General features: G+C 71.6%; 19 protein-coding genes. 8 read left to right on the top strand and 11 right to left on the bottom strand.

What is annotated here, in order from left to right:
- Positions 1-6: 6 nt before the first annotated feature.
- A complete protein-coding gene (locus ACQPXS_RS17290; RefSeq protein WP_433450201.1) occupies positions 7-966 on the bottom strand; it encodes a metal ABC transporter substrate-binding protein in 960 nt (319 codons plus the stop codon).
- A gap of 184 nt (positions 967-1,150) precedes the next feature.
- On the opposite strand from ACQPXS_RS17290, the gene ACQPXS_RS17285 reads away from it, so the two are divergent.
- The gene (locus ACQPXS_RS17285; RefSeq protein WP_351203141.1) at positions 1,151-2,533 is read left to right on the top strand and encodes a glycine--tRNA ligase; all 1,383 of its coding nucleotides are present in this window, start codon (positions 1,151-1,153) and stop codon (positions 2,531-2,533) included.
- Positions 2,534-2,639: 106 nt separating this feature from the next.
- Here the strand turns inward: ACQPXS_RS17285 and ACQPXS_RS17280 are convergent, their stop codons facing one another.
- On the bottom strand, positions 2,640-3,059 hold the full coding sequence (locus ACQPXS_RS17280) for a nuclear transport factor 2 family protein (RefSeq protein WP_433450200.1): 420 nt from the start codon (positions 3,057-3,059) through the stop codon (positions 2,640-2,642).
- Between the two features lie 88 nt (positions 3,060-3,147).
- Here ACQPXS_RS17280 and ACQPXS_RS17275 point away from each other — a divergent pair, with 88 nt between their 5' ends.
- On the top strand, positions 3,148-3,714 hold the full coding sequence (locus tag ACQPXS_RS17275) for a TetR/AcrR family transcriptional regulator (RefSeq protein WP_433450199.1): 567 nt from the start codon (positions 3,148-3,150) through the stop codon (positions 3,712-3,714).
- Positions 3,715-3,727: 13 nt separating this feature from the next.
- Here the strand turns inward: ACQPXS_RS17275 and ACQPXS_RS17270 are convergent, their stop codons facing one another.
- Positions 3,728-4,774: a chitinase gene (locus ACQPXS_RS17270; protein ID WP_433455842.1), complete on the bottom strand. Its 1,047-nt coding sequence runs from the start codon at positions 4,772-4,774 to the stop codon at positions 3,728-3,730.
- A 146-nt stretch (positions 4,775-4,920) separates the two neighbouring features.
- On the opposite strand from ACQPXS_RS17270, the gene ACQPXS_RS17265 reads away from it, so the two are divergent.
- Positions 4,921-5,931: an aldo/keto reductase gene (locus ACQPXS_RS17265; protein ID WP_433450198.1), complete on the top strand. Its 1,011-nt coding sequence runs from the start codon at positions 4,921-4,923 to the stop codon at positions 5,929-5,931.
- Between the two features lie 25 nt (positions 5,932-5,956).
- On the top strand, positions 5,957-6,553 hold the full coding sequence (locus tag ACQPXS_RS17260) for a TetR family transcriptional regulator (protein ID WP_351797941.1): 597 nt from the start codon (positions 5,957-5,959) through the stop codon (positions 6,551-6,553).
- Here ACQPXS_RS17260 and ACQPXS_RS17255 read toward each other — a convergent pair.
- The 3 genes from ACQPXS_RS17255 to ACQPXS_RS17245 all read right to left on the bottom strand — a co-directional run bounded on the left by ACQPXS_RS17255 (position 6,534) and on the right by ACQPXS_RS17245 (position 8,958).
- Entirely contained in the window at positions 6,534-7,022 is a 489-nt protein-coding gene (locus ACQPXS_RS17255; protein ID WP_433450196.1) for a hypothetical protein, read from the bottom strand. The genes ACQPXS_RS17260 and ACQPXS_RS17255 overlap by 20 nt on opposite strands.
- A gap of 147 nt (positions 7,023-7,169) precedes the next feature.
- Positions 7,170-7,394, bottom strand: a complete 225-nt coding sequence (locus ACQPXS_RS17250; RefSeq protein ID WP_351797945.1) for a hypothetical protein — start codon at positions 7,392-7,394, stop codon at positions 7,170-7,172.
- A gap of 136 nt (positions 7,395-7,530) precedes the next feature.
- Positions 7,531-8,958, bottom strand: coding sequence for an MFS transporter (locus ACQPXS_RS17245; protein ID WP_433450194.1), 1,428 nt, complete (start codon positions 8,956-8,958; stop codon positions 7,531-7,533).
- Positions 8,959-9,060: 102 nt separating this feature from the next.
- Between ACQPXS_RS17245 and ACQPXS_RS17240 the strand changes: the two genes are divergently transcribed.
- Both ACQPXS_RS17240 and ACQPXS_RS17235 read left to right on the top strand, forming a co-directional pair.
- Positions 9,061-9,960 (top strand): helix-turn-helix transcriptional regulator, encoded by a 900-nt coding sequence (locus ACQPXS_RS17240; RefSeq protein ID WP_433450193.1) that lies wholly within the window; start codon positions 9,061-9,063, stop codon positions 9,958-9,960.
- 24 nt (positions 9,961-9,984) lie between these two features.
- Entirely contained in the window at positions 9,985-10,230 is a 246-nt protein-coding gene (locus ACQPXS_RS17235) for a hypothetical protein (protein WP_433450191.1), read from the top strand.
- Here the strand turns inward: ACQPXS_RS17235 and ACQPXS_RS17230 are convergent.
- Complete coding sequence (locus tag ACQPXS_RS17230; protein ID WP_433450190.1) at positions 10,227-10,412, bottom strand: hypothetical protein; 186 nt, start codon at positions 10,410-10,412, stop codon at positions 10,227-10,229. The two genes, ACQPXS_RS17235 and ACQPXS_RS17230, sit on opposite strands and share 4 nt — an antisense overlap.
- A 144-nt stretch (positions 10,413-10,556) precedes the next feature.
- Complete coding sequence (locus ACQPXS_RS17225; protein ID WP_433450189.1) at positions 10,557-12,008, bottom strand: MFS transporter; 1,452 nt, start codon at positions 12,006-12,008, stop codon at positions 10,557-10,559.
- Positions 12,009-12,233: 225 nt separating this feature from the next.
- Here ACQPXS_RS17225 and dusB point away from each other — a divergent pair, with 225 nt between their 5' ends.
- Entirely contained in the window at positions 12,234-13,364 is a 1,131-nt protein-coding gene (dusB, locus tag ACQPXS_RS17220) for a tRNA dihydrouridine synthase DusB (RefSeq protein WP_433450187.1), read from the top strand.
- Between the two features lie 18 nt (positions 13,365-13,382).
- On the opposite strand, the gene ACQPXS_RS17215 is transcribed toward dusB, so the two are convergent.
- The 3 genes from ACQPXS_RS17215 to ACQPXS_RS17205 form a co-directional block, all read right to left on the bottom strand.
- On the bottom strand, positions 13,383-15,167 hold the full coding sequence (locus ACQPXS_RS17215) for a CDP-alcohol phosphatidyltransferase (protein ID WP_433450186.1): 1,785 nt from the start codon (positions 15,165-15,167) through the stop codon (positions 13,383-13,385).
- A 114-nt stretch (positions 15,168-15,281) separates the two neighbouring features.
- The gene (locus ACQPXS_RS17210) at positions 15,282-17,219 is read right to left on the bottom strand and encodes an amylo-alpha-1,6-glucosidase (protein WP_433450184.1); all 1,938 of its coding nucleotides are present in this window, start codon (positions 17,217-17,219) and stop codon (positions 15,282-15,284) included.
- The gene (locus tag ACQPXS_RS17205; protein ID WP_433450182.1) at positions 17,216-18,766 is read right to left on the bottom strand and encodes an MGH1-like glycoside hydrolase domain-containing protein; all 1,551 of its coding nucleotides are present in this window, start codon (positions 18,764-18,766) and stop codon (positions 17,216-17,218) included. Before ACQPXS_RS17205 ends, ACQPXS_RS17210 begins: the two co-directional genes overlap by 4 nt.
- 131 nt (positions 18,767-18,897) lie before the next feature.
- On the opposite strand from ACQPXS_RS17205, the gene ACQPXS_RS17200 reads away from it, so the two are divergent.
- On the top strand, positions 18,898-20,118 hold the full coding sequence (locus ACQPXS_RS17200; protein ID WP_433450180.1) for an ROK family protein: 1,221 nt from the start codon (positions 18,898-18,900) through the stop codon (positions 20,116-20,118).
- Positions 20,119-20,330: the final 212 nt, after the last annotated feature.

Raw genomic sequence — 20,330 nt, 5'->3', positions numbered from 1 at the left:
GTCCCCTCACTTCGAGCCGAGGGCCTGTTGGAGCGCCTTGAGGTTGGCCTCCTGGACGGAGAAGTAGTCCTTGCCGCGGGACTTGGCCGTGATGCCCTCGATCGGGTCCAGCACGTCGGTCTTCAGGCCCGCGTCGTGCGCGATGGTCTTCGCGGTCTTGTCGCTGACGAGCGTCTCGTAGAAGACGGTGGAGACGCCGTCGGCCTTCGCCATCGTCTCCAGGTCCTTCACGCGTGCGGCGCTGGGCTCGGACTCGGGGTCCAGGCCGTTGATGGCCTCCTCGGTCAGGCCGTAGCGCTCGGCGAGGTAGCCGAAGGCGGCGTGGGTGGTGATGAAGACCTTGGTCCTGGTGTGCGCGAGGCCGCTCTTGAACTGCCGGTCCAGGTCGGTCAGCCGCTTGACCAGGGCGGCGGTGTTCTCGCGGTAGTCGGCCGCGTGCTTGGGGTCGGCCTTCTCGAAGGCCTTGCCGACGCCCTCGGCGACCTGGGCGTAGCGCACCGGGTCGAGCCAGATGTGCGGGTCCTTGCCGCCGGACTCCTCGCCCTCGTGCGTGTCGTGCGCGGCCGCGTGGCCGCCGACCTCGTTGCCGTGCTCCTCCAGCGTGGTCAGGGAGGCCGCGTCGATCTTCGTCTTCACGGGGGACTGGGCCACCGCGTCGTCGACGGAGGGCTGGAGGTTCCTCAGGTACAGGACGGCGTCGGAGTCCTGGAGGGAGGCGATCTGCCGGGGGCTGAGCTCCAGGTCGTGCGGCTCCTGGCCGGGGGAGGTGAGACTGGTGACGTGGACGTGGTCCCCGCCGATCCGGTCGGCGAGGAACGCCATGGGGTAGAAGGACGCGATGACGTCGAACTTGCCGGTGTTCGCCGCCTCCGCCCTGTCGCCGGAGCAGGCCGTGAGGGTGCCGAGGCCGAGGGCGGTCACGGCGGTGATCGCGGCGGCGGGTATGAGGCGTCGTCGTACGTTCATGACAGTCATTTTCAACTAACATGGAAACCGTTGTCAATAAACGCCGGTAAGGCCCCGGTGAGAGCCCGGGGGAGGGACTCGGGGAGGGGGCCGATTTGGTCCGGGGGGAGCCTGCGCCGGTAACCTGAATCATTCGCTGGAAGCATCTCGCTTCAACGCCCGTCGTCGTAATGAAGAGAGCACCGTGGCCGCCGACAAGATCGACACCATCGTCAGCCTGAGCAAGCGCCGTGGCTTCGTTTTCCCGTGCAGTGAGATCTACGGCGGACAGCGTGCCGCCTGGGACTACGGACCGCTGGGTGTCGAGCTCAAGGAGAACATCAAGCGCCAGTGGTGGCGCTACATGGTGACGTCGCGCGAGGACGTCGTCGGTATCGACTCGTCCGTCATCCTGGCCTCCGAGGTCTGGGTCGCCTCCGGCCACGTCGCCACCTTCACGGATCCGCTGACCGAGTGCACCGCGTGTCACAAGCGGTTCCGCGCCGACCACCTGGAAGAGGCGTACGAGGAGAAGAAGGGCCACGCCCCGGCGAACGGCCTGGCCGACATCAACTGCCCGAACTGCGGCAACAAGGGCCAGTTCACCGAGCCCAAGCAGTTCTCGGGTCTGCTGTCGACGCACCTCGGCCCGACCCAGGACAGCGGCTCCGTCGCCTACCTGCGCCCGGAGACCGCCCAGGGCATCTTCACCAACTTCGCCCAGGTGCAGACCACCTCGCGCCGCAAGCCGCCGTTCGGCATCGCCCAGATGGGCAAGTCGTTCCGCAACGAGATCACGCCGGGCAACTTCATCTTCCGCACCCGTGAGTTCGAGCAGATGGAGATGGAGTTCTTCGTCAAGCCGGGCGAGGACGAGAAGTGGCACGAGTACTGGATGGAGCAGCGCTGGAACTGGTACACGGGCCTCGGCCTGCGCACTGAGAACATGCGCTGGTACGAGCACCCGAAGGAGAAGCTCTCCCACTACTCCAAGCGCACCGCCGACATCGAGTACCGCTTCCAGTTCGGCGGCAGCGAGTGGGGCGAGCTGGAGGGTGTCGCCAACCGGACGGACTACGACCTCGGCGCCCACTCCAAGGCCTCCGGCCAGGACCTCTCCTACTTCGACCAGGAGGCCGGCGAGCGCTGGACGCCGTACGTCATCGAGCCCGCGGCCGGTGTCGGCCGCACCATGCTGGCCTTCCTGCTCGACGCCTACGTCGAGGACGAGGCGCCGAACGCCAAGGGCAAGATGGAGAAGCGGACGGTGCTGCGCCTCGACCACCGGCTGGCTCCGGTGAAGGTGGCCGTGCTGCCGCTGTCCCGCAACCCCGAGCTGTCCCCGAAGGCCAAGGGTCTCGCCCAGGCGCTGCGGCAGCACTGGAACATCGAGTTCGACGACGCCGGCGCCATCGGCCGCCGCTACCGCCGCCAGGACGAGATCGGTACGCCGTACTGCGTGACCGTCGACTTCGACACGCTCGAGGACAACGCCGTGACCGTGCGTGAGCGTGACTCGATGAAGCAGGAGCGCGTGTCGCTGGACCAGATCGAGGGGTACCTGGCCGGCCGCCTGCTGGGCTGCTGACCCCCGCCCTCGCCGAGGCCCCAGGCCTGCCTGCGCCCGCCCTCCAGCCGACCCAGTCGGCTGGAGGGCGGGCGTTCTGGGTGAGGGGTACGGCCGGCCCCTGCCGTCACGACCTGGCCGCCGCCACCCCCGCGCTGTCCATGTAGTCCCGCACCCGCGTGAGCAGTCCGTCGCGGACACGGAGGACCAGGAGGCCGGGAACGCTGAAGGAGGCGCCGGTGGCCGGCAGTGATCCCCGTACGACCTGCTCGGCGATGACGACCTCGGGGTCGGCGGTGTCGTGGATCGCGATCTGCTCGATCTCCTCGACCTGCGCGGGGCCGGCGCCCCACGCCGCCCGATAGCCCGCGCGCACCGCCTCGCGCCCCTCGAAGCGCGGCGGGAAGCCGGGGGAGGTGAACGGGAACTCGTGGACCGCGTCCACGGCGTACAGGTCGGCGAGATCGTCCGCGGACTTGTCGAGCATGGCCCGGTAGTAGCGGGCCAGCACGTCGCGCGGGGTCCGAGGGTCTTGACGGTCCGGCATGCCGGCTCACTCCACTCGCTCAACAACCGTTGACACAACCACGGTAGGAGCCCGCCGGACGTTCGGTCAACGGCTGTAGAGTGAATTCGTGCCCGCTCCTCACCAGACCCGCGCCGAACGCCGCCGCGCCACCGAGGCGCGCATCCTCGACCGTGCCCGGGAGCTGTTCGCCGAGAAGGGCTTCGACCGCACCACCATCCGCGCCGTCGCCACCGCGGCCGGTGTCGACCCGGCGCTGGTCATGCAGTACTTCGGCTCGAAGCGCGAGCTGTTCACCCGGGCCGTGCAGACGGTCCCCGCGCTGCCGGCGGCCACCGACGCCGACGCGCTCGTCGACCGGCTGCTGGCCACCCTCGGTCTCAAGCTGGGCGGCCTTCCCGAGGGCACCCTGGCGATGATGCGCTCCATGCTCACCGACCCGGCCGCCGCCGAGTACGCCCGCGAGGCCCTGGGCCGGCAGATCGAGGGCGTCGGCGGCGCGCTGCCCGGGGCCGAGGACCGCGAGCTGCGCGCCGCCCTGGTCGTCACCACCTTGCTGGGCGTCACGATCGGCCACCAGCTCCTGGGCCTGGCCCCGCTGCGTGAGGCCCCGGCCGACCGGGTCGCCGCCCTGCTCCGGCCGGCCGTCAAGGCGCTGGCGGAACCGGCGGGCTGACCGCCGGTGCCGCTCAACGGTGCTGCAGCGCCTTGACGTTGTCGCCGAAGGTCCAGTTCTTCGAGCCGTCCCAGTTGATCGACCAGGTCATCAGGCCCTTGAGGGAGGTGCCGTAGTGGTTCCACGCCTGGGAGACGAGGGACGGTGACATGTAGCCGCCGCCCGCGCCGGGCTGGGCCGGCAGGCCGGGGACCTGCTTGTCGTACGGCACCCTGATCGTCGTGCCCTGGACCACCAGGCCCTTGTCGAGGCAGTCGGTCTGGGCGGTGAAGCCCGCGACCGTGCCGGCCTGGTAGGAGTCGCCGGAGCAGCCGTACATGCTGCCGTTGTAGTACTGCATGTTCAGCCACCACAGCCGGCCGTTGTCGGCGTACTTCTTGATGATCGGCAGGTAGGCGCCCCAGATCGAGCCGTAGGTGATGCTGCCGCCGGTGACGTACGCGGTCTCGGGGGCCATCGTCAGGCCGAAGTCCGCGGGCATGCGCGCCAGGACGCCGTCGATGATGCGGATCAGGTTGGCCTGGGACGTGGACAGTTGGCCGATGTTCCCGCTGTTCGTCAGGCCGGTCTCGATGTCGATGTCGATGCCGTCGAAGTTGTACTTCGTCAGGATCGGGACGATCGTCGCGACGAAACGGTCGGCCACGGCGGACGAGTTCAGGTCGATGCCGGCCGCCGCGCCGCCGATGGAGAGCAGGATCGTCTGCCCCGACGCCTTCGCCGCGCACATCTCCGCGGGCGTCGCCACCTTCACGCCCGTGTCCATGCCGTCCTCCCACAGGGCGGTGCCGTCGGAGCGGATGACCGGGAAGGCCGCGTCGATCACGTTGTAACCGTGCGCGGGGATGCGGGAGTCGGTGATCGGGGTCCAGCCGAAGGGCGGGTGGACGCCGTTGGCGGAGCCGTCCCAGTTCTCCCAGTAGCCCTGGAGGACCTTCCCGGCCGGCCGGGATTTCACCGCGCAGGTGTCGGCGGCGGAGGCGGTGGGGGCGGCCGGGAGCTGGGTGAGACAGGCGGTCGCGAGGGCGGCGGTGAGCAGGGACAGCGTGCGGCGGAGCATGCGGGCCTCCCGGTGGGGGTGCGGGTGAGGTGTCGTAGACATGACAGTGGATTGGTCCAGACCTTTCGTCAAGAGGTCCGGACCGCGCTGACATGTATGGAATGACAGATATTGAAATCTGTCAGCTGTCATGTCATGGTGAAGGCATGACGATGCACACCCGAACCCTCGGGACCACCGGCCCCCACACCTCCGCCCTCGGCCTCGGCTGCATGGGCATGTCCGCGCTCTACGGCGACGCCGACCGCGCGGAGTCCATCGCGACCATCCACGCCGCCCTGGAAGCGGGCGTCACCCTGCTGGACACCGGCGACTTCTACGCCATGGGGCACAACGAGATGCTGATCGGCGAGGCCCTGCGCACCGCCCCGGCCGCCCTCCGCGAGCAGGCCCTGACCAGCGTGAAGTTCGGCGCCCTGCGCGACCCGGAGGGCAACTGGAGCGGCTACGACGGCCGCCCCGCCGCCGTGCGGAACTTCGCCGCCTACTCGCTGCAGCGCCTCGGCGTCGACCACATCGACGTCTACCGGATCGCCCGGATCGACCCGGACGTGCCGATCGAGGAGACCGTCGGCGCGATCGCCGAACTGATCGAGAAGGGGTACGTCCGGCACGTCGGCCTGAGCGAGGCCGGCGCCGAGACCGTCCGCCGGGCCGCCGCCACCGCCCCGATCGCCGACCTGCAGATCGAGTACTCCCTGATCAGCCGGGGCATCGAGCGGGACATCCTGCCGACCACCCGCGAACTGGGCATCGGCATCACGGCGTACGGCGTCCTGTCCCGCGGCCTGATCTCCGGCCACTTCGCCCGCGACCGGCAGCTGGCCGCGAACGACTTCCGCGCCCACTCGCCCCGCTTCCAGGGCGAGAACCTCCAGCACAACCTGAACCTGGTCGAGGCCCTGCGCAAGATCGCCGAGCAGAAGGGCGTCACGGTCGCGCAGATCGCCATCGCCTGGGTGCTCTCGCGCGGCGAGGACATCGTGCCGCTGGTCGGCGCCCGCACCCGCGAGCGGCTGGACGAGTCGCTGGGCGCGCTGGACGTGACCCTGGACGCGGCCGACCTGGCGGCGATCGAGGAGGCCGTGCCGGCGGACGCGGCGGCCGGCGACCGCTACCCGACCGCGCAGATGGCACACCTCGACAGCGAGCGCTGACCGTGGCTCCGGGTACGGTCTAGGCATGGCACCGCCCACCGAGACCCTGACCGCCGAGCGCATCCTCGAAGCGACCGAGGAGGTGCTGCGCCGCCATGGCCCGGCCAAGGCCACCGTGGTCGACGTGGCCCGCGCGCTCGGCGTCAGCCATGGCAGTGTCTACCGGCACTTCCGCACCAAGGCGGCCCTGCGCGAGGCGGTCACCAAGCGCTGGCTGGACCGGACGTCGGAAAAACTGGCCGTCATCGTCGCCGCGGACGGCACTCCCGAGGAGCGGCTGCGGGCCTGGCTCGCGGCGCTGTTCGAGGCCAAGCGGCACAAGGCGGGCGACGACCCCGAACTCTTCGCCACCTACACGGTGCTGACCGACGAGAGCGGCACGGCGGTCGGCGAGCACCTCGCCGACCTGACCGCGCAGCTGACCCGGATCATCGCGGACGGGGCCGGGTCGGGCACCTTCCCGGTGCTCGACCCGGCCGCCGCTGCGCGAGCCGTCTTCCAGGCCACCGGCCGTTTCCACGACCCCTGTTACGCCCGGGAGTGGACCGCCCCCGGCGTGGACGAGGAGTTCACGGCCGTTGTGGACCTGCTGATACGGGGGCTCAGCTCACCTTCACGGTGACCGGCGAGGAGTGGACCATGCCGGACTTGACCGCCACCCGCACCTGCTCGGTGCCCTTGCTGGTGAAGGTCCGCTTGATCGTGTAGCGGCCGCTGTTGCCGACCACCGTCGTGGTCCGGAGCGTGGTCCACTTGCCGTTGTGCAGGTGCTGGAGCACCAGTGTGGAGCCGCGCTTTGCGCCCGTGACCCGGCCGGTGAACACCACCGTGTCGCCGGCCTTGATGGCCCTGCGGTTCGGAGAGATGGTGATCGAGCCCATCGCCATCGGGACCCGCGACGGCTTCATGCTCGGCGTGCCGGCGATCACCGGAGGCCTGACGGGCATGCTGCTGCGGGTCGGCGAGGGGGTGGGGGGCTTCGCGCTGGTCACGGCGTGGGCTCCGGCCGTACCGCCGGAGAGCAGCGCCACGGACAGGGTGCCGGCGCCCAGGGCGCGGCCGTAGCGGCGGTGGCGGGGTGCGGAGGTCATGGTCATCTCCTGTCGCTCGATCGGACGTCTCCCAGGCTGACCCGACTTCGCTGCGTCGGCCACTCGGGACGCTGCGTAACCGGCCGTCCGATCAGTCAAGTGCGCAGGTCAGCGCGGATGTCCAGGACCCTCTCCGGACCCGCGGACTCAACGCGAGGGCTGCCGGTCCGCCACCGGATCGATCGTCGCCTGATGGGCCTCGGCCAGATGCTCCTCCGCCTTCAGCCACGGCAGGAACTGGGCGCCTCTGCGCCAGCCGCAGGTGTCGCATCTGATCGTGCGCTGCACCCCCGTGCGCTGTACCCGGACGACGTGCTCCCGGCCGTGCTGGTCCCAGCGGCTGACCTTGCTCGTGCTGTTGCCCTGCGGCATGACGCCTCACGTCTCCTCGGCTCCTGTGGCACACCCCGGCCGGGACAGGAGTGTGCAGCAAGACGAACATCAACAGGGGGAGCTTCACATGGAGTTGTCCAAGCCGTGGCCAGAGCCACCCCGGCCGGGCGCCGCCTCAGCCGACCTCGCGCGGCAGCCGCAGGCTGAGCAGTCCGGTCAGCACGACCCCGGCCAACTGCACCAGCAGCGTGATGACCAGCGCGTCCCGCATGCCCGTGCTCGACGCGAGGGTGAGGAACAGGGTGCCGAGCGTGGCCACGCCGAGGGCGAGCGCGGACTGCTGGGTGGTGACCATCACACCGCTGCCGACACCGGCCCGGGCCGGCGGCACCTCGGACATCACGATCCGGAAGACGTTGGGCAGTTGGAGCGCCTGCCCGGCACCGGCCACGGCGGCGCCCGGCAGCAGCGAGCCGAAGTCCAGGTGCGGCCAGTCCCGCCAGGCGGCCAGCACGATCAGCAGCACGCCCACACCCTGGACCACCGAGCCCGCGGTGACGACCCGGGTGCCGTGACGGGCCGTCAGCCGCGGCCCGGCGAGGGAGACGAACAGGAACACCACGGCCATCGGCGCGAGCGCGAGCCCGGCCGCCACCGGACCGAGTCCCGCACCCTTCTGCAGGGCCAGCGCGATGACGAACATGAACCCGCTGAAGCCGATCGAGAACGGCAGGATCAGGATCAGACCGCGCCGCAGCGAGGCCAGCGCCAGCAGACTCGGCGGCACCAGCGGGGTCCGCCCCGCCCGGTCGGCCCGCCGCTCCACGGCCCAGAACGCGCCGGCGGCGAAGGGGAACGCGGCCAGCGACAGCCACGTCCACAGCGGCCAGCCCGCGGCCCGGCCCTCGGTGAGCGGGGCGAGCAGCGTCAGCAGGGACACCGCGAGCAGGACCGTGCCGGGCCCGTCGACGGGCTCGGGGTGCTGCGACCGGGTGTCCGGTACGACCCGCACGGCGAGGAGCAGACCGAGGGCGACCACGGGCACGTTGACGAGGAACACCGCGCGCCAGCCGGTCCCCGCGACATCGGCGGCGACCAGCACCCCGCCGAGGATCTGCCCGGCGACCATGGACAGTCCGGCGGTCGCGCCGTACAGGCTCATGGCCTTCGCGCGGCGCGCGCCGCGGGTGGTGGCCTGGATGGTGGCGAGCACCTGAGGCAGCATCGCGGCCGCCGAGGCGCCCTGCGCGACCCGCGCCGCGACCAGGCTCCAGGCGTCGGGCGCCAGCCCGCAGGCCAGCGAGGTCAGTCCGAACGCGGCCATCCCGCCGAGGAACAGCCGGCGCCGCCCGAACAGGTCGCCGAGCCGCCCGCCGAGCACCAGCAGCACGGCGTACGCGACGCCGTACCCGGCCACCACCAGCTCCAGCACGGCCTCGCCCGCGGCGAGGTCGGTGCCGATGGTCGGCAGGGCGACGTTGACGATGAAGAAGTCCACGAGCGGCAGTGCCGCGGCCAGCAGCACGGTGAACAGCCCGAGCCCGCCGAGTGCGGGCGGTGCGGCCGTCGTACGGACGGCCGGGGTGGTGACGGTTTCACTCATGACCCCGAGCCTGCGCCGCCGCGCAGACTGGTACCAGAGTGTCCTCATCCTGGTACAAGAAGTACCTGGCAACAGGATGAGGAGGCAGGCACCCTGGAACCCATGACCACCATGGCCACGGACCGCAAGACGCCCGCCCCGCAGCCGACGCCCCGGGGCTCGGAGATCCGGCGGCACGAGCTGGCCGGGTTCCTGCGCAGCCGCCGCGAGCGCATCAGCCCCGAGCAGGTGGGCCTGCCGCGCGGGGCCCGGCGCCGTACGCCGGGACTGCGCCGGGAGGAGGTCGCCCAGCTCTCCGCGGTCGGCGTCACCTGGTACACGTGGCTCGAACAGGCCCGCGACATCCAGGTCTCCGTGCAGGTGCTGGACGCCCTGGCCCGCACCCTGATGCTGGACGCCGGCGAACGCGCCCACCTCTTCCAGCTGGCCGGCGCCGTCGACCCGACGCCCGCCGCGAGCTGCCCGAGCGTCACCCCGGCCCTGCGTGCGATGCTGCGCCAGCTGGAGCCGATCCCGGCCTGCGTCCAGAACAGCCGGTACGACATCCTCGCCTACAACCTCACCTACGGCCGCCTGCTCGGCGACCTGGACGCGATACCGGCGGAGGACCGCAACTGCATCCTCCTCACGTACACCAACAAGGACTGGCAGTCGTCGGTCGTCCACCTCGAGGAGACCCAGCGGCTGATGGCCGCCCGGCTGCGCGCGTCCATGGCCGGGCATCTCGGCGAGCCGGCCTGGAAGATGCTGCTCAAGCGCCTGCAGACGGAATCCCCCGACTTCTGCGAGAACTGGGAGCGTTACGAGGTCGTCGCGGCCCGCACCAAGACCAAGGAGTTCCTCAACACCCACGTGGGCCACCTCAAGCTGGAGCACACGGACCTGTGGCTGGGCCCCGAACAGGGCGCCCGCATGGTGACGTACACCCCGGCCGACGAGGAGACCCGCGAGCGCCTGGTCAGGCTGCACGACTTGGCCCGCGGGGCCACCGCGAAGGCCTGAGAACGCCGCGGGGGAGGGGGACCGATGGCGCTGTCCCGCAAGGGAGCCCGCCACGTCGTCGTCGACGGCACGACCTACCGGTGGCGGCTGCGCCGCAGGTCGACCTCCGCCCAGTCCATGGCGTGGACACCGGGCACCTTTGCGGTCGAACAAGCCGACTCCCCGGTTCGTCCCGCCGATGTGGCCGTCGCCGTCCGGCGTGCGCTGCGGGTGGGCTGGTATCCGATGAGCCCGGGTTCGTCGTTCCGCCTGGACGGGGGTGGCGGCTAGCGGCGTCCGGCGACTGAGACCGTCTGGCGGATCTCTGCGGATTCCAGGGTCTCGGCCGTGCGTTCCGCGGTGCGGTGGGCCCAGTGGCCGCTGGTGAGGAGGCCGAGGAGGAGGACGGCCAGGCCGCAGGTGGTGAGGATCCACCAGCCGGGGCGGGCCGCCGAGACGAAGGCCTGCTTCATGGGCGACGGGCCACGCCCACCCCGGCAACCGCCTCGGCCACGCCCGCGTCCCGCCGATGTGGCCGTCGCCGTCCGGCGTGCGCTGCGGGTGGGCTGGTATCCGATGAGCCCGGGTTCGCCGTTCCGTCTGGACGGGGGTGGCGGCTAGCGGCGTCCGGCGACTGAGACCGTCTGGCGGATCTCTGCGGATTCCAGGGTCTCGGCCGTGCGTTCCGCGGTGCGGTGGGCCCAGTGGCCGCTGGTGAGGAGGCCGAGGAGGAGGACGGCCAGGCCGCAGGTGGTGAGGATCCACCAGCCGGGGCGGGCCGCCGAGACGAAGGCCTGCTTCATGGGCGACGAGCCGATACCGGAGGCCAGGACCGCGCCGATCACCGCGACACCGAGCGTCTGGCCCAGCTGCCGGCTCGTGGAGGCGACCGCCGCGGCGACCCCGGCCTGGGCGCGGGGCATTCCGGAGACGGCCGTGTTGGTGATCGGCGCGTTCACGAAGCCGAAGCCGATGCCGAACAGGACGTAGCCGATGAGGAGGGTGGTGTTCGACGTCTCCGCCTCGAAGGCCGCGAAGAGGACGCCGCTCACCGTCATCGCCGTACCCGCGATCAGCAGCGGCAGGCGGGGACCGCGGCTGCCCACCAGGCGGCCGGACAGCGGGGCGCACAGGAAGGTCGGCGCGGCCATCGGCAGCATCCACAGGCCCGCGTGCAGGGCGTCGAGACCGCGGACGTTCTGCAGGTAGAGCGTGGACAGGAAGAGGAAGCCGCCCAGTGCCGCGAACGCGCTGATCGCGATCACCGTGGCGCCGCTGAACGGAGCCGAGCGGAAGAAGCGCAGGTCGATGAGGGGTTCGGTGCGGCGGGGCTCGTACCAGAGCAGGCCGAGCAGGGCCACGAAGGCGATCGCCATGAACGGGGCCACGGCGGTCAGGCCCGAGTCCGGCGCCTCGATGATGCCGTACGTCAGCGAGCCGAACAGGGCGATGACCAGGAGCTGGCCGACCGGATCGGGCCGGCGGGCCTTGGGCGCGCGGGACTCGGGGACGAAGCGGAGGGTGAGCAGGAGGGCCGCGAGACCGACCGGGAGGTTGATCCAGAAGATCGCGCGCCAGTTCACCGACTGCACCAGCAGGCCGCCGACCAGCGGGCCGGCCGCCATGGAGATGCCGACCACCGCGCCCCAGGCGCCGATCGCCCGGGCCCGTTCCCGGGCGTCGGTGAAGGTGTTGGTGATGATCGACATGGCGACCGGGTTGAGCATCGAGCCGCCGATCGCCTGCACCATCCGGAACACCACCAGCAGGGACAGGTTCGGGGCGAGCGAGCACAGCAGCGAGCCGACGGAGAAGACCACCAGGCCGGTCATGAAGACCCGCTTGCGGCCGATCCGGTCGGCCGTCGAGCCCGCGAGCATCAGCAGCGAGGCGAGTACCAGCGTGTAGGCGTCGATCGTCCACTGCAGGCCGGAGGTGGTGGCGTGCAGATCGCGCTGCATGGACGGCAGCGCGACGTTCAGCACGGTGTTGTCCAGGCTCACGATCAGCAGGCTCATGCAGCAGATCGCGAGCACGAGGAGACGACGGCGGTGGCTCAACTCGGGCATGGAACGAATCGTACGCTTATTTCGATAGTGCGTCTAACTAATAGTGTGTCTAATTGGTGTGTGCTACACGATCACCGTGAGCCCCCTCCAGTGGCTGTCCCAGTACCCGGGACGGCCGAAGCCCAAGCACCGCCGGCCCACGGTCGACCGCCGTCCCGAGCTGTCGGCCGCGTGAGGGACAATGGGTGCTTGCCCCGTGCTGTCCGTCCGTCCCGGAGTCGTCTGATGACCCACCCGCTCTCCATCGGCCCGCACGCCGTGACGCCGCCCGTCGTGCTCGCACCCATGGCGGGGATCACCAACGCGCCCTTCCGCACCCTGTGCCGGGAGTTCAGCGGCGGCAAGGGGTTGTTCGTCAGCGAGATGATCACGACCCGGGCGCTGGTCGAGCGCAACGAGAAGACCATGCAGCTGATCAGGTTCGACGCGAGCGAGCAGCCGCGTTCGATCCAGTTGTACGGCGTCGACCCGGCCACCGTCGGCAAGGCCGTCCGCATGATCGCGGAGGAGGACCTGGCCGACCACATCGACCTGAACTTCGGCTGCCCGGTCCCCAAGGTGACCCGCAAGGGCGGCGGCTCGGCCCTGCCGTACAAGCGGAACCTGCTGCGGGCGATCCTCCGGGAGGCTGTGAGCGGTGCCGGTGACCTGCCGGTCACCATGAAGATGCGCAAGGGCATCGACGACGATCACATCACCTACCTCGACGCCGGCCGCATCGCCGTCGAGGAGGGCGTCACGGCGATCGCCCTGCACGGCCGCACGGCAGCCCAGCACTACGGCGGCACCGCCGACTGGGACGCCATCGCCCGGCTGAAGGAGCACGTGCCGGAGATCCCGGTGCTCGGCAACGGCGACATCTGGTCGGCCCAGGACGCGCTGCGGATGGTGCGGGAGACCGGCTGCGACGGGGTCGTCGTCGGGCGCGGGTGCCTGGGGCGGCCGTGGTTGTTCGCGGACCTGGTGGCGGCGTTCGAGGGGCGGGCCGATTTCCGGCGGCCGACGCTCCGGGAGGTCGCGGACGTCATGGTCCGCCACGCCACCCTCCTGGGGGAGTGGATCGGCGACGAGTCCAAGGGCGTGGTCGACTTCCGCAAGCACGTCGCCTGGTACCTGAAGGGCTTCGCGGTCGGCTCCGAGATGCGCAAGCGGCTCGCGATCACCTCCTCGCTGCAGGAGCTGCGGGCCGGCCTCGACGAGCTGGACCTCGACCAGCCGTGGCCGGCCGGCGCGGACGGTCCGCGCGGCCGTACGTCCGGCAACAACCGGGTGGTGCTGCCGGACGGCTGGCTGAAGGACCCCTACGACTGCGCGGGGATCAGCGAGGACGCGGAGCTGGACACCTCCGGCGGCTGAGCGGCCTCCAGGGGCTCGTCAGCCCTTCTTCGGGTGCGGAGTCGAGCCGTACGCCGTCAGGAACCGGTCCCGGAACGCGCTCATCTTCCACACCGGGGCGTTGTGGGCGGGGCGCAGGCCGTCCGTCCAGCCCCACCCGGCGATCTTGTCCAGCACCTTCGGGTCCTTGGCGACGATCGAGACCGGCACGTCACGGCTGGCGTGGTTGCCGCTGACCCGGGCGATGGGCTGGTGGTCGCCGAGGAAGACCAGCACGGTGTCCTTGCTGCCGTAGCGCGTCAGCCACTCGGTCAGCGCGGTCACCGAGTACTGGATCGACTTGCCGTACTCCTGGCGGGACCTGGTGGTGTCGGCGATGACGTCGGCCGGCTTGTTGCCCGCCGCCTGGATGCCCTTGAAGACCGAGCCGTCGCCCAGCTGGTCCCAGCCGACCATCTTCGGGATCGGCGCCCACGGCTGATGGCTGGAGGTGAGGATGAGCAGGGACATCCGCGCCTTGCCGTCGGTGGGCTTCTTGCTGTGCACCCGCTCCTGGTACTGCTGCAGCGCGTACTGGTCGGGCATGGTCGACCAGCTGAACTTCGGTCCCTTGTAGCCGAGTTCGAAGGCGTTGTAGACCTTGTCGAGGCCGTACCACTTCTGCTCCGGCCACGCCTTCTGCACGCCCGGCATGACGCCGACCGTGTCGAACGCGCCGGTCTTCTCGAACGCCTCGGTCAGGCTGAGGTGGTCGCTGGCCATGACCGTGCGGTAGCGCTGCTGGTTGCTGATCCACAGGCCCGACATGGTGGTGGAGTGGCCGAGCCAGCTGCTGCCGCCGTAGGTCGCCGAGGTCAGCCAGCCGCTCTTGGCGTGGAAACCGGCCTTGGCCAGCGCCTTGGTGCGGGCGTCGAGCGTGCTGTCCACACCCGGCGCCATGATCGGGTCCTCGATCGCACTGCGGCCGTAGCTCTCGATGAACGTGAAGATCATGTCCTTGCCGCGCAGATCCGGGACCAGCTGGCTGCCCGGGGTGTTCCCGAAGGCGTCGACCCTCGCGACCTTCCGGAACTCCGCCTCGTCCTTGAGCGTGGCCGACACCAGGTGGGCCTGGGCCTTCAGCGCGGTGGCGGTGCTGTCGGAGGCGAGCGGTACGCCGGAGACCCGCAGGCCGAGCGAGGTGCAGGTGATCCAGACCACCCCGGCGATCAGCGTGCCCCGGGTCGCGATGCCGGTGTGCCGGGCGAGCAGGGCGCTCAGCCGGACCATGGACAGCGCCAGCAGCACGAAGAGGAGCAGGACGGCGGCGATCACCCCGGCCACCGCCGCGAGGGTCTCCGTGCGGCCGAGGGAGTCCTCCAGATACGACTCCGCGTCGCCGAACAGGCTCCAGTCGAGAACGACGTTGAAGCCGCGGCCGAGGTATTGCTTGAAGCCCATGTCGAGCGCGTTCAGCACGGTCATCGCGCCCAGCGCCACTCCGGACACGGCGGCCAGCACCACCCGCGGCCGGCGTGGCAGCGCGATCATCACCGCCGCCCCGATCACCGCCTCCGCCGGTATCCGCACAAACGCGGAAGGCTTCAGTCGCACCACGGAGTTCGGCATCACCAGCGCGGCGACGACGAGGGCGGCGGCGAGCACGGTGACGGTGACGGACAAGACCCGGGCGGCCCCGGGATGCCCCTCGCGCCAGCGCCGCGCCCACGCCGAGCAGGCGGTCCAGGGGCGCGGGAAGGTGCGGCGCGGGCGGGGGACGGGGACGGCGGGCTGCTCCGGCTCGGCCTCTTCGGCTTCCGCTACAGCTGATTCGCGCGTGCTCATGTCCTGGGACAACCCGGCGTCCTTCCCTGCGAGACCCGATCTGCCGTCCCGTACGGCCACTTCCCCAGGCCTGTTCACAAGCACCGGGCAAACACCTGGCAAACGTCGGCTGCGCTAGACCCCACCCACGGCCGTCAACAGCGCGAGCGGCACCGCGGCCGACCGTGACTCCCGCACACACGCATGCGGATAGGGCACCGGCTCCGGATGTGTGTCCCTCCCGTACCCGGCCAGGACCTCCGGCAGCCGATGCCCGGCGACGACCGCCGCGTCCACCAGGGCATGCGCCACCGCACGGGCCTCGTCGTGCAGCCCGTACCGCGCGAGCCCCAACGTGATCAGCGCGTTGTCATGCGGCCACACGGAACCCCGGTGATACGACAGCGGGTGGTACGCCGCCTGCCCCGCGGCCAGCGTCCGCACCCCCCAGCCGGAGAAGAAGTCCGGCTCCAGCAGCCGCCGGCCCACCACCTCGCCGTACTCCTTGTCCAGCAGCCCGGACCACAGCAGATGCCCGGCGTCGGACGCCAGCGCGTCGATCCGGTGGCCCTCGCCGTCCAGCGCGAGCGCCGGGAAGGAGTGCTCCCGCATCCAGAAGTCCCGCTGGAACCGGTCCCGCAGATCGGCGGCTGCCTGCTCCAGCAGGGCGCCGTACGTCGCGTCGCCCCACACCGTCCGCGCCAGCCACGCCGTGCGGCGCAGCGCGTCGTACGCGTAGCCCTGCGCGCCCGCGGCCATCACCGCGCCGGTGGGCCGGGTGCCGTCGGCGCAGCAGATCGCGCCGGGGGAGTCCTTCCAGTTCTGGTTGGCGAGGCCGCCCTCGTCGGCGCGGTAGACGAGATAGCCGCGCGAGGTGAGGCCGCCGTGGTCCAGCATCCAGCCGACGGCGGCACGCGCGTGCGGCTCCAGGCGCCGGGCCGGGCCGGTGTCCCCGGTCCGCTCGACGTACGCGCCGAGCAGGATCAGGAACAGCGGGGTCGCGTCGACCGAGCCGTAGTACCGCCCGAACGGCACCTGCCCGAAGTGGGCCAGCTCGCCGTGCCGTACCTCGTGCACGATCTTGCCGGGCTGGGCGAGCGGGGACGGGCCGGCGCCGGTCGCCTGGGTCGCGGCGAGCGCGGGGAGTGTGGCGGCGGCCAGTTCCGGGCGGTACGGCAGCGCGAACAGGGAGGTGAGCAGGGCGTCCCGGGCGAGGAGGGTGAGGAACCAGGGGGCGCCGCCGGCCGGGACGCGCAGTTCCTCGCCGTCGGGCCCGCGCGCCGGCACCTGGAGCGCGGCCAGGTCGGCCAAGCCCCGCGCGCAGGCCGCCGACAGTTCCGGCCAGCCGGTCGGGAAGGCCACGCCCTCCGCGAACTGCCCTTCCAATGCCCGGAGTTGCTTGTCGACGGACGCCGGGTCGCGGGGCACGCGCAGGGCGCGTTTCTCGCCGTGCGGGCGGGCGATCACCCGCAGCAGCAGCTCGGTCGTGCCGTGCGGTGCCAGGTCGAGGGTCCACACCAGGCGGCGGGCCCCCGTGCCGGTCTCCTCCACGGCGCCGGGGGCCGGGTCGGCGGTGATGGTCGTACGGGACTGCCACTCGGCGCGCCGGTAGGTGAACTCGAGACCGTCGTCGAGGACTTGGCGGGAGCGTACGGCGCCGGGCTTGGCGTAGGTGCGGTGGTCGGAGCGGAGTTCGAACTGGTCGGTGAAGTCGGCGTCGGCGGTGAGCGCGAGCCGGACGGTGGTCGGCACCGGGCGGTTGCTGGTCACCCGGAGCGATTCGACGAACGAGCTGTCGCCGACCGCCTGCCGGCGGAAGAGGGTGTGTGCCGGGGGTTCCTGCCGGCCGCCGCGCGGGACCAGCACACAGCGGGCCGCGTCACCGTCGGTGACCGGGGTGAGCACCTCGGGCACGGCGCCGTCGACGGTGAGCTGCCAGCGGCTGAGGTGCCGGGCGTCCCGTACGAACAACCCGTCCGGGGAGCCGCTGCCCCGGACCCCGCTGATGTCGCCCCGGTCGCCCACGGTGGCGAACGTCGCCCCGTGCACGAGCAGATGATGCCGGTCCGTCATGCCCGGTCGCCTCCTTCATCACTTCTGTCGAACGTGCCGGTGCCCGCCTCGGACACGCCCCCGCGGGCGCCCTTGAGGAGGTCTTTGTGCAGCTCGTGGTGCAGGTCCAGGGCGAGGGCGGCGGTCCAGCCGAAGCCGGTCGCGCCGCAGGCCTCGCCGGTGTACGGATCGACGTACTCCGCGAAGTCGGTGACCTCGGCGAGGTGCAGGACGGCTGCGCGCAGCGCGTCGGCCCGCTCCCGCTCGCCGTGCACCCGCAGACCCCGCTCCAGCAGCCAGCTCGTGTTGAACCAGGCCGGGCCGCGCCAGTACCGGTGCGGATCGAAGGCCTCGCCGAGCAGGTCGTAACTGGGCACGAGCCGGGTGCGCTCGCCGAGCCCGAAGTGCGGCCCGCACAGCGTGCGCACGAGCGCGGCCACGGCCTCGCGCGGCAGCCCGGGCAGCAGCAGCGGCACCAGCCCGGACACGCTCCGCTCGGGGATCGGTCCGCCGGCGCGCAGGTCCCGGCACAGGAACATGCCGGACGCCGGGTCCCACAGCCGCTCCACCAGCGCCTCGGTCAGCCGTTCGGCGCGTGTGCGCCGTGCCGCGCCGGGCGCGCCCAGTTCCTCGGCGATGTGGGCCAGCGCGTGTTCGGAGGCGATGAGCAGGGCGTTGAACGCCGGGTCCTCCACGGCGAATCCACCGCCGCCGGCCCCGTGCCGCCCACCTGCCGCGTCCTCCTGCCCTCCACCCGCCGCTTCCCCCTGCCTCCCAGCCGCCACATCCCTGTACCCCGCGTCCCTGTACCCCGCGTCCCGGTAGTCGGCGGCCAGCCGCACGTACCGTCCGTAGTCCAGATCCGTCGGCCGGTCCTCGGGCGCCCCGTGGGCGAGGTCGGCGCGGCGGAAGGAGCGGGCCGGGGCGGGGGTGATCCGGGTGAGCGGGGCGTCCCAGCAGGGGCTGTTGTCCATACCCCCCTCCCAGGGGTGGACCACCGACACCAGCCCGGCGCCGCCCAGGTCACGGCGGTGCAGCAGATAGCGGTGCCAGGCGGCCAGCCGCGGGTACATCCGGGCCAGGAAGCCACGGGCGCGCGACAGCCCGGGGTCGGCACGGTGCACCAGCCAGGCCGCGAGCGCGTGCACCGGTGGCTGCACGATCCCCGACGTCTGTACCGTGCGCGGGGCGCCCGCCGCGCGACCGGCGGTGGAGGAGCGCCAGAAGTCGGGGCTGGGGAAGTAGGCGTCGAGCGGTACGGAGGGGTTGAAGACGATGTGCGGGACGCGCCCGTCGGCCCACTGGGCGGTCAGCAGGGTCTCCAGCTCGGTCTGGGCCCGCAGCGGTGAGACGTGCCTCAGGCCGATCGCGATGAACGCCGAGTCCCAGGACCACTGGTGCGGATACAGGCTCCGGGAGGGGACCGTCGAGCCGCCCGTCCAGTTCGCGTCCAGCACCTGGGCCGCCCTGACGCGCAGGGACCCGCCGGAAACGGGGGAATCACCCGCGGTCTCGTCCGCCACGGGCTTCGCGGGACGGACGGTGAGCTGCGTGCTGCTGCGATCCACTCGGGGCTCCCCGAAGACGAAGACGCCCGGCCGTGCCGACCGGGTTTGGCGGTAACCGTCGTAGAGTTACGTCTATTTAACACGCAAAACTCAATATGTAAGGCAGGCTTGGGAAACACAAGGGGGTGCGCATGACCGGACATCCGGGAAGACTCGGAAAGAGCGGCGGTCCGGCCGGCGCCGGAGAGCTGCTCGAACTGGTCCGCAGCGGACGGGCGGTGACGCGGGGTGCGCTCCAGCAGGCGACCGGACTGTCCCGCACGACCGTCGGCCAGCGCCTGGACCGCCTTTTCAGGGCCGGCTGGCTGCGCGAGGGCGCCGGCGGTCCGGTCGACTCGCCGCTCGGCGGGCGCCCCTCCATCACCCTGGAGTTCGACGACTCCCACGCCGTCGTCCTCGCCGCCGACCTGGACACCCGGCACGCCCGCGCGGCCGTCCTCTCCCTGACCGGCGAGATCCTCGCGGAGCACGCGGGGACGCTTCTGATCGGGGACGGCCCGGAGGCCGTACTGTCCGAACTGGGCCTCTGGTTCGGCGAGTTGCTGGAGAAGGCCGGGCGCCCGGCGGCGGAGGTCTGCGGCATCGGGCTCGCCGTGCCCGGCCCGGTGGACACCGGCACCGGCCGCGTGGTGCAGCCGCCGATGATGCCGGGCTGGGACGGCTACGACATCACGGGCCGCCTCTCCCGCGCCTTCGGCGAGCACACCGGCGCGGGAACGGTCCCGGTCCTCGTGGACAACGACGCCAACCTCATGGCGTACGGCGAACAGCGCGCCGGCCACCCCGACTGCGCGGCCTTCGTGCTGGTCAAGGTGTCCACGGGCATCGGCGCCGGGGTGGTCGTGGACGGCTCGATCTACCGGGGGATCGACGGCGGCGCCGGCGACATCGGGCACATCCGGGTCGGCACGGACGCGCTGTGCCGCTGCGGTTCGTACGGCTGTCTCGCCGCCGTCGCGAGCGGGGGCGCCGTGGCCCGGCGGCTGGCCGAGAGCGGGGTGCCGGCCGCCTCCGGCGCGGACGTACGGGACCTGCTGGCCGCCGGGCATCCGGAGGCGGCGGCGCTCGCCCGGGAGGCCGGGCGGCGGGTCGGTGACGTACTGGCGACGGTGGTGACCCTGCTGAACCCCGGGGTGCTGATGATCGCGGGCGACCTGGCCGGGACGCCCTTCCTCACCGGCGTCCGGGAACTCCTCTACCAGCGGGCACTGCCGCGCTCCACGGCCCACCTCCATGTCGTGACCTCCCGGCTGGGGGAGCGGGCCGCGCTCATCGGAGCGGGGGCACTGGTCGTGGAACACCTCTACGCGCCGGAGCGGGCGGAGGAGCGGCTGCGGGCGCTGGGCCTCTGACACGGGGGTGTGACGTGGGTGTTTCCGGGTACCGGGGAGCGGTCCGCATGGTGAAATCCGGCGGGCTGTGGCAGCGTGATTCTCGCCACCCTTGATAAGGGTTGCGCTCAGATGAGCGGATCTTGAGCGACTGCACTTCTCCAAGGGGTGGCACTGGGTGCCACCCCTTGATCGTTCATCGTTCGAAATCAGACGTGCGGGATGCCCGCTCA

It is taken from the genome of Streptomyces sp. CA-142005, from assembly GCF_050942335.1.
Classification (GTDB): domain Bacteria; phylum Actinomycetota; class Actinomycetes; order Streptomycetales; family Streptomycetaceae; genus Streptomyces.
The sequence above is the reverse complement of the archived record's forward strand: the minus strand, read 5'-3'. Positions and strand labels throughout refer to the sequence as shown.

Coding starts and splice junctions, on each gene's coding strand:
- ACQPXS_RS17290 (WP_433450201.1), bottom strand. CDS start 966: ATGAACGTACGACGACGCCTCATACCCGCCGCCGCGATCACCGCCGTG.
- ACQPXS_RS17280 (WP_433450200.1), bottom strand. CDS start 3,059: ATGCCGGACCGTCAAGACCCTCGGACCCCGCGCGACGTGCTGGCCCGC.
- ACQPXS_RS17270 (WP_433455842.1), bottom strand. CDS start 4,774: ATGCTCCGCCGCACGCTGTCCCTGCTCACCGCCGCCCTCGCGACCGCC.
- ACQPXS_RS17265 (WP_433450198.1), top strand. CDS start 4,921: ATGACGATGCACACCCGAACCCTCGGGACCACCGGCCCCCACACCTCC.
- ACQPXS_RS17260 (WP_351797941.1), top strand. CDS start 5,957: ATGGCACCGCCCACCGAGACCCTGACCGCCGAGCGCATCCTCGAAGCG.
- ACQPXS_RS17255 (WP_433450196.1), bottom strand. CDS start 7,022: ATGACCTCCGCACCCCGCCACCGCCGCTACGGCCGCGCCCTGGGCGCC.
- ACQPXS_RS17250 (WP_351797945.1), bottom strand. CDS start 7,394: ATGCCGCAGGGCAACAGCACGAGCAAGGTCAGCCGCTGGGACCAGCAC.
- ACQPXS_RS17245 (WP_433450194.1), bottom strand. CDS start 8,958: ATGAGTGAAACCGTCACCACCCCGGCCGTCCGTACGACGGCCGCACCG.
- ACQPXS_RS17240 (WP_433450193.1), top strand. CDS start 9,061: ATGACCACCATGGCCACGGACCGCAAGACGCCCGCCCCGCAGCCGACG.
- ACQPXS_RS17235 (WP_433450191.1), top strand. CDS start 9,985: ATGGCGCTGTCCCGCAAGGGAGCCCGCCACGTCGTCGTCGACGGCACG.
- ACQPXS_RS17230 (WP_433450190.1), bottom strand. CDS start 10,412: ATGAAGCAGGCCTTCGTCTCGGCGGCCCGCCCCGGCTGGTGGATCCTC.
- ACQPXS_RS17225 (WP_433450189.1), bottom strand. CDS start 12,008: ATGCCCGAGTTGAGCCACCGCCGTCGTCTCCTCGTGCTCGCGATCTGC.
- dusB (WP_433450187.1), top strand. CDS start 12,234: ATGACCCACCCGCTCTCCATCGGCCCGCACGCCGTGACGCCGCCCGTC.
- ACQPXS_RS17215 (WP_433450186.1), bottom strand. CDS start 15,167: ATGAGCACGCGCGAATCAGCTGTAGCGGAAGCCGAAGAGGCCGAGCCG.
- ACQPXS_RS17210 (WP_433450184.1), bottom strand. CDS start 17,219: ATGACGGACCGGCATCATCTGCTCGTGCACGGGGCGACGTTCGCCACC.
- ACQPXS_RS17200 (WP_433450180.1), top strand. CDS start 18,898: ATGACCGGACATCCGGGAAGACTCGGAAAGAGCGGCGGTCCGGCCGGC.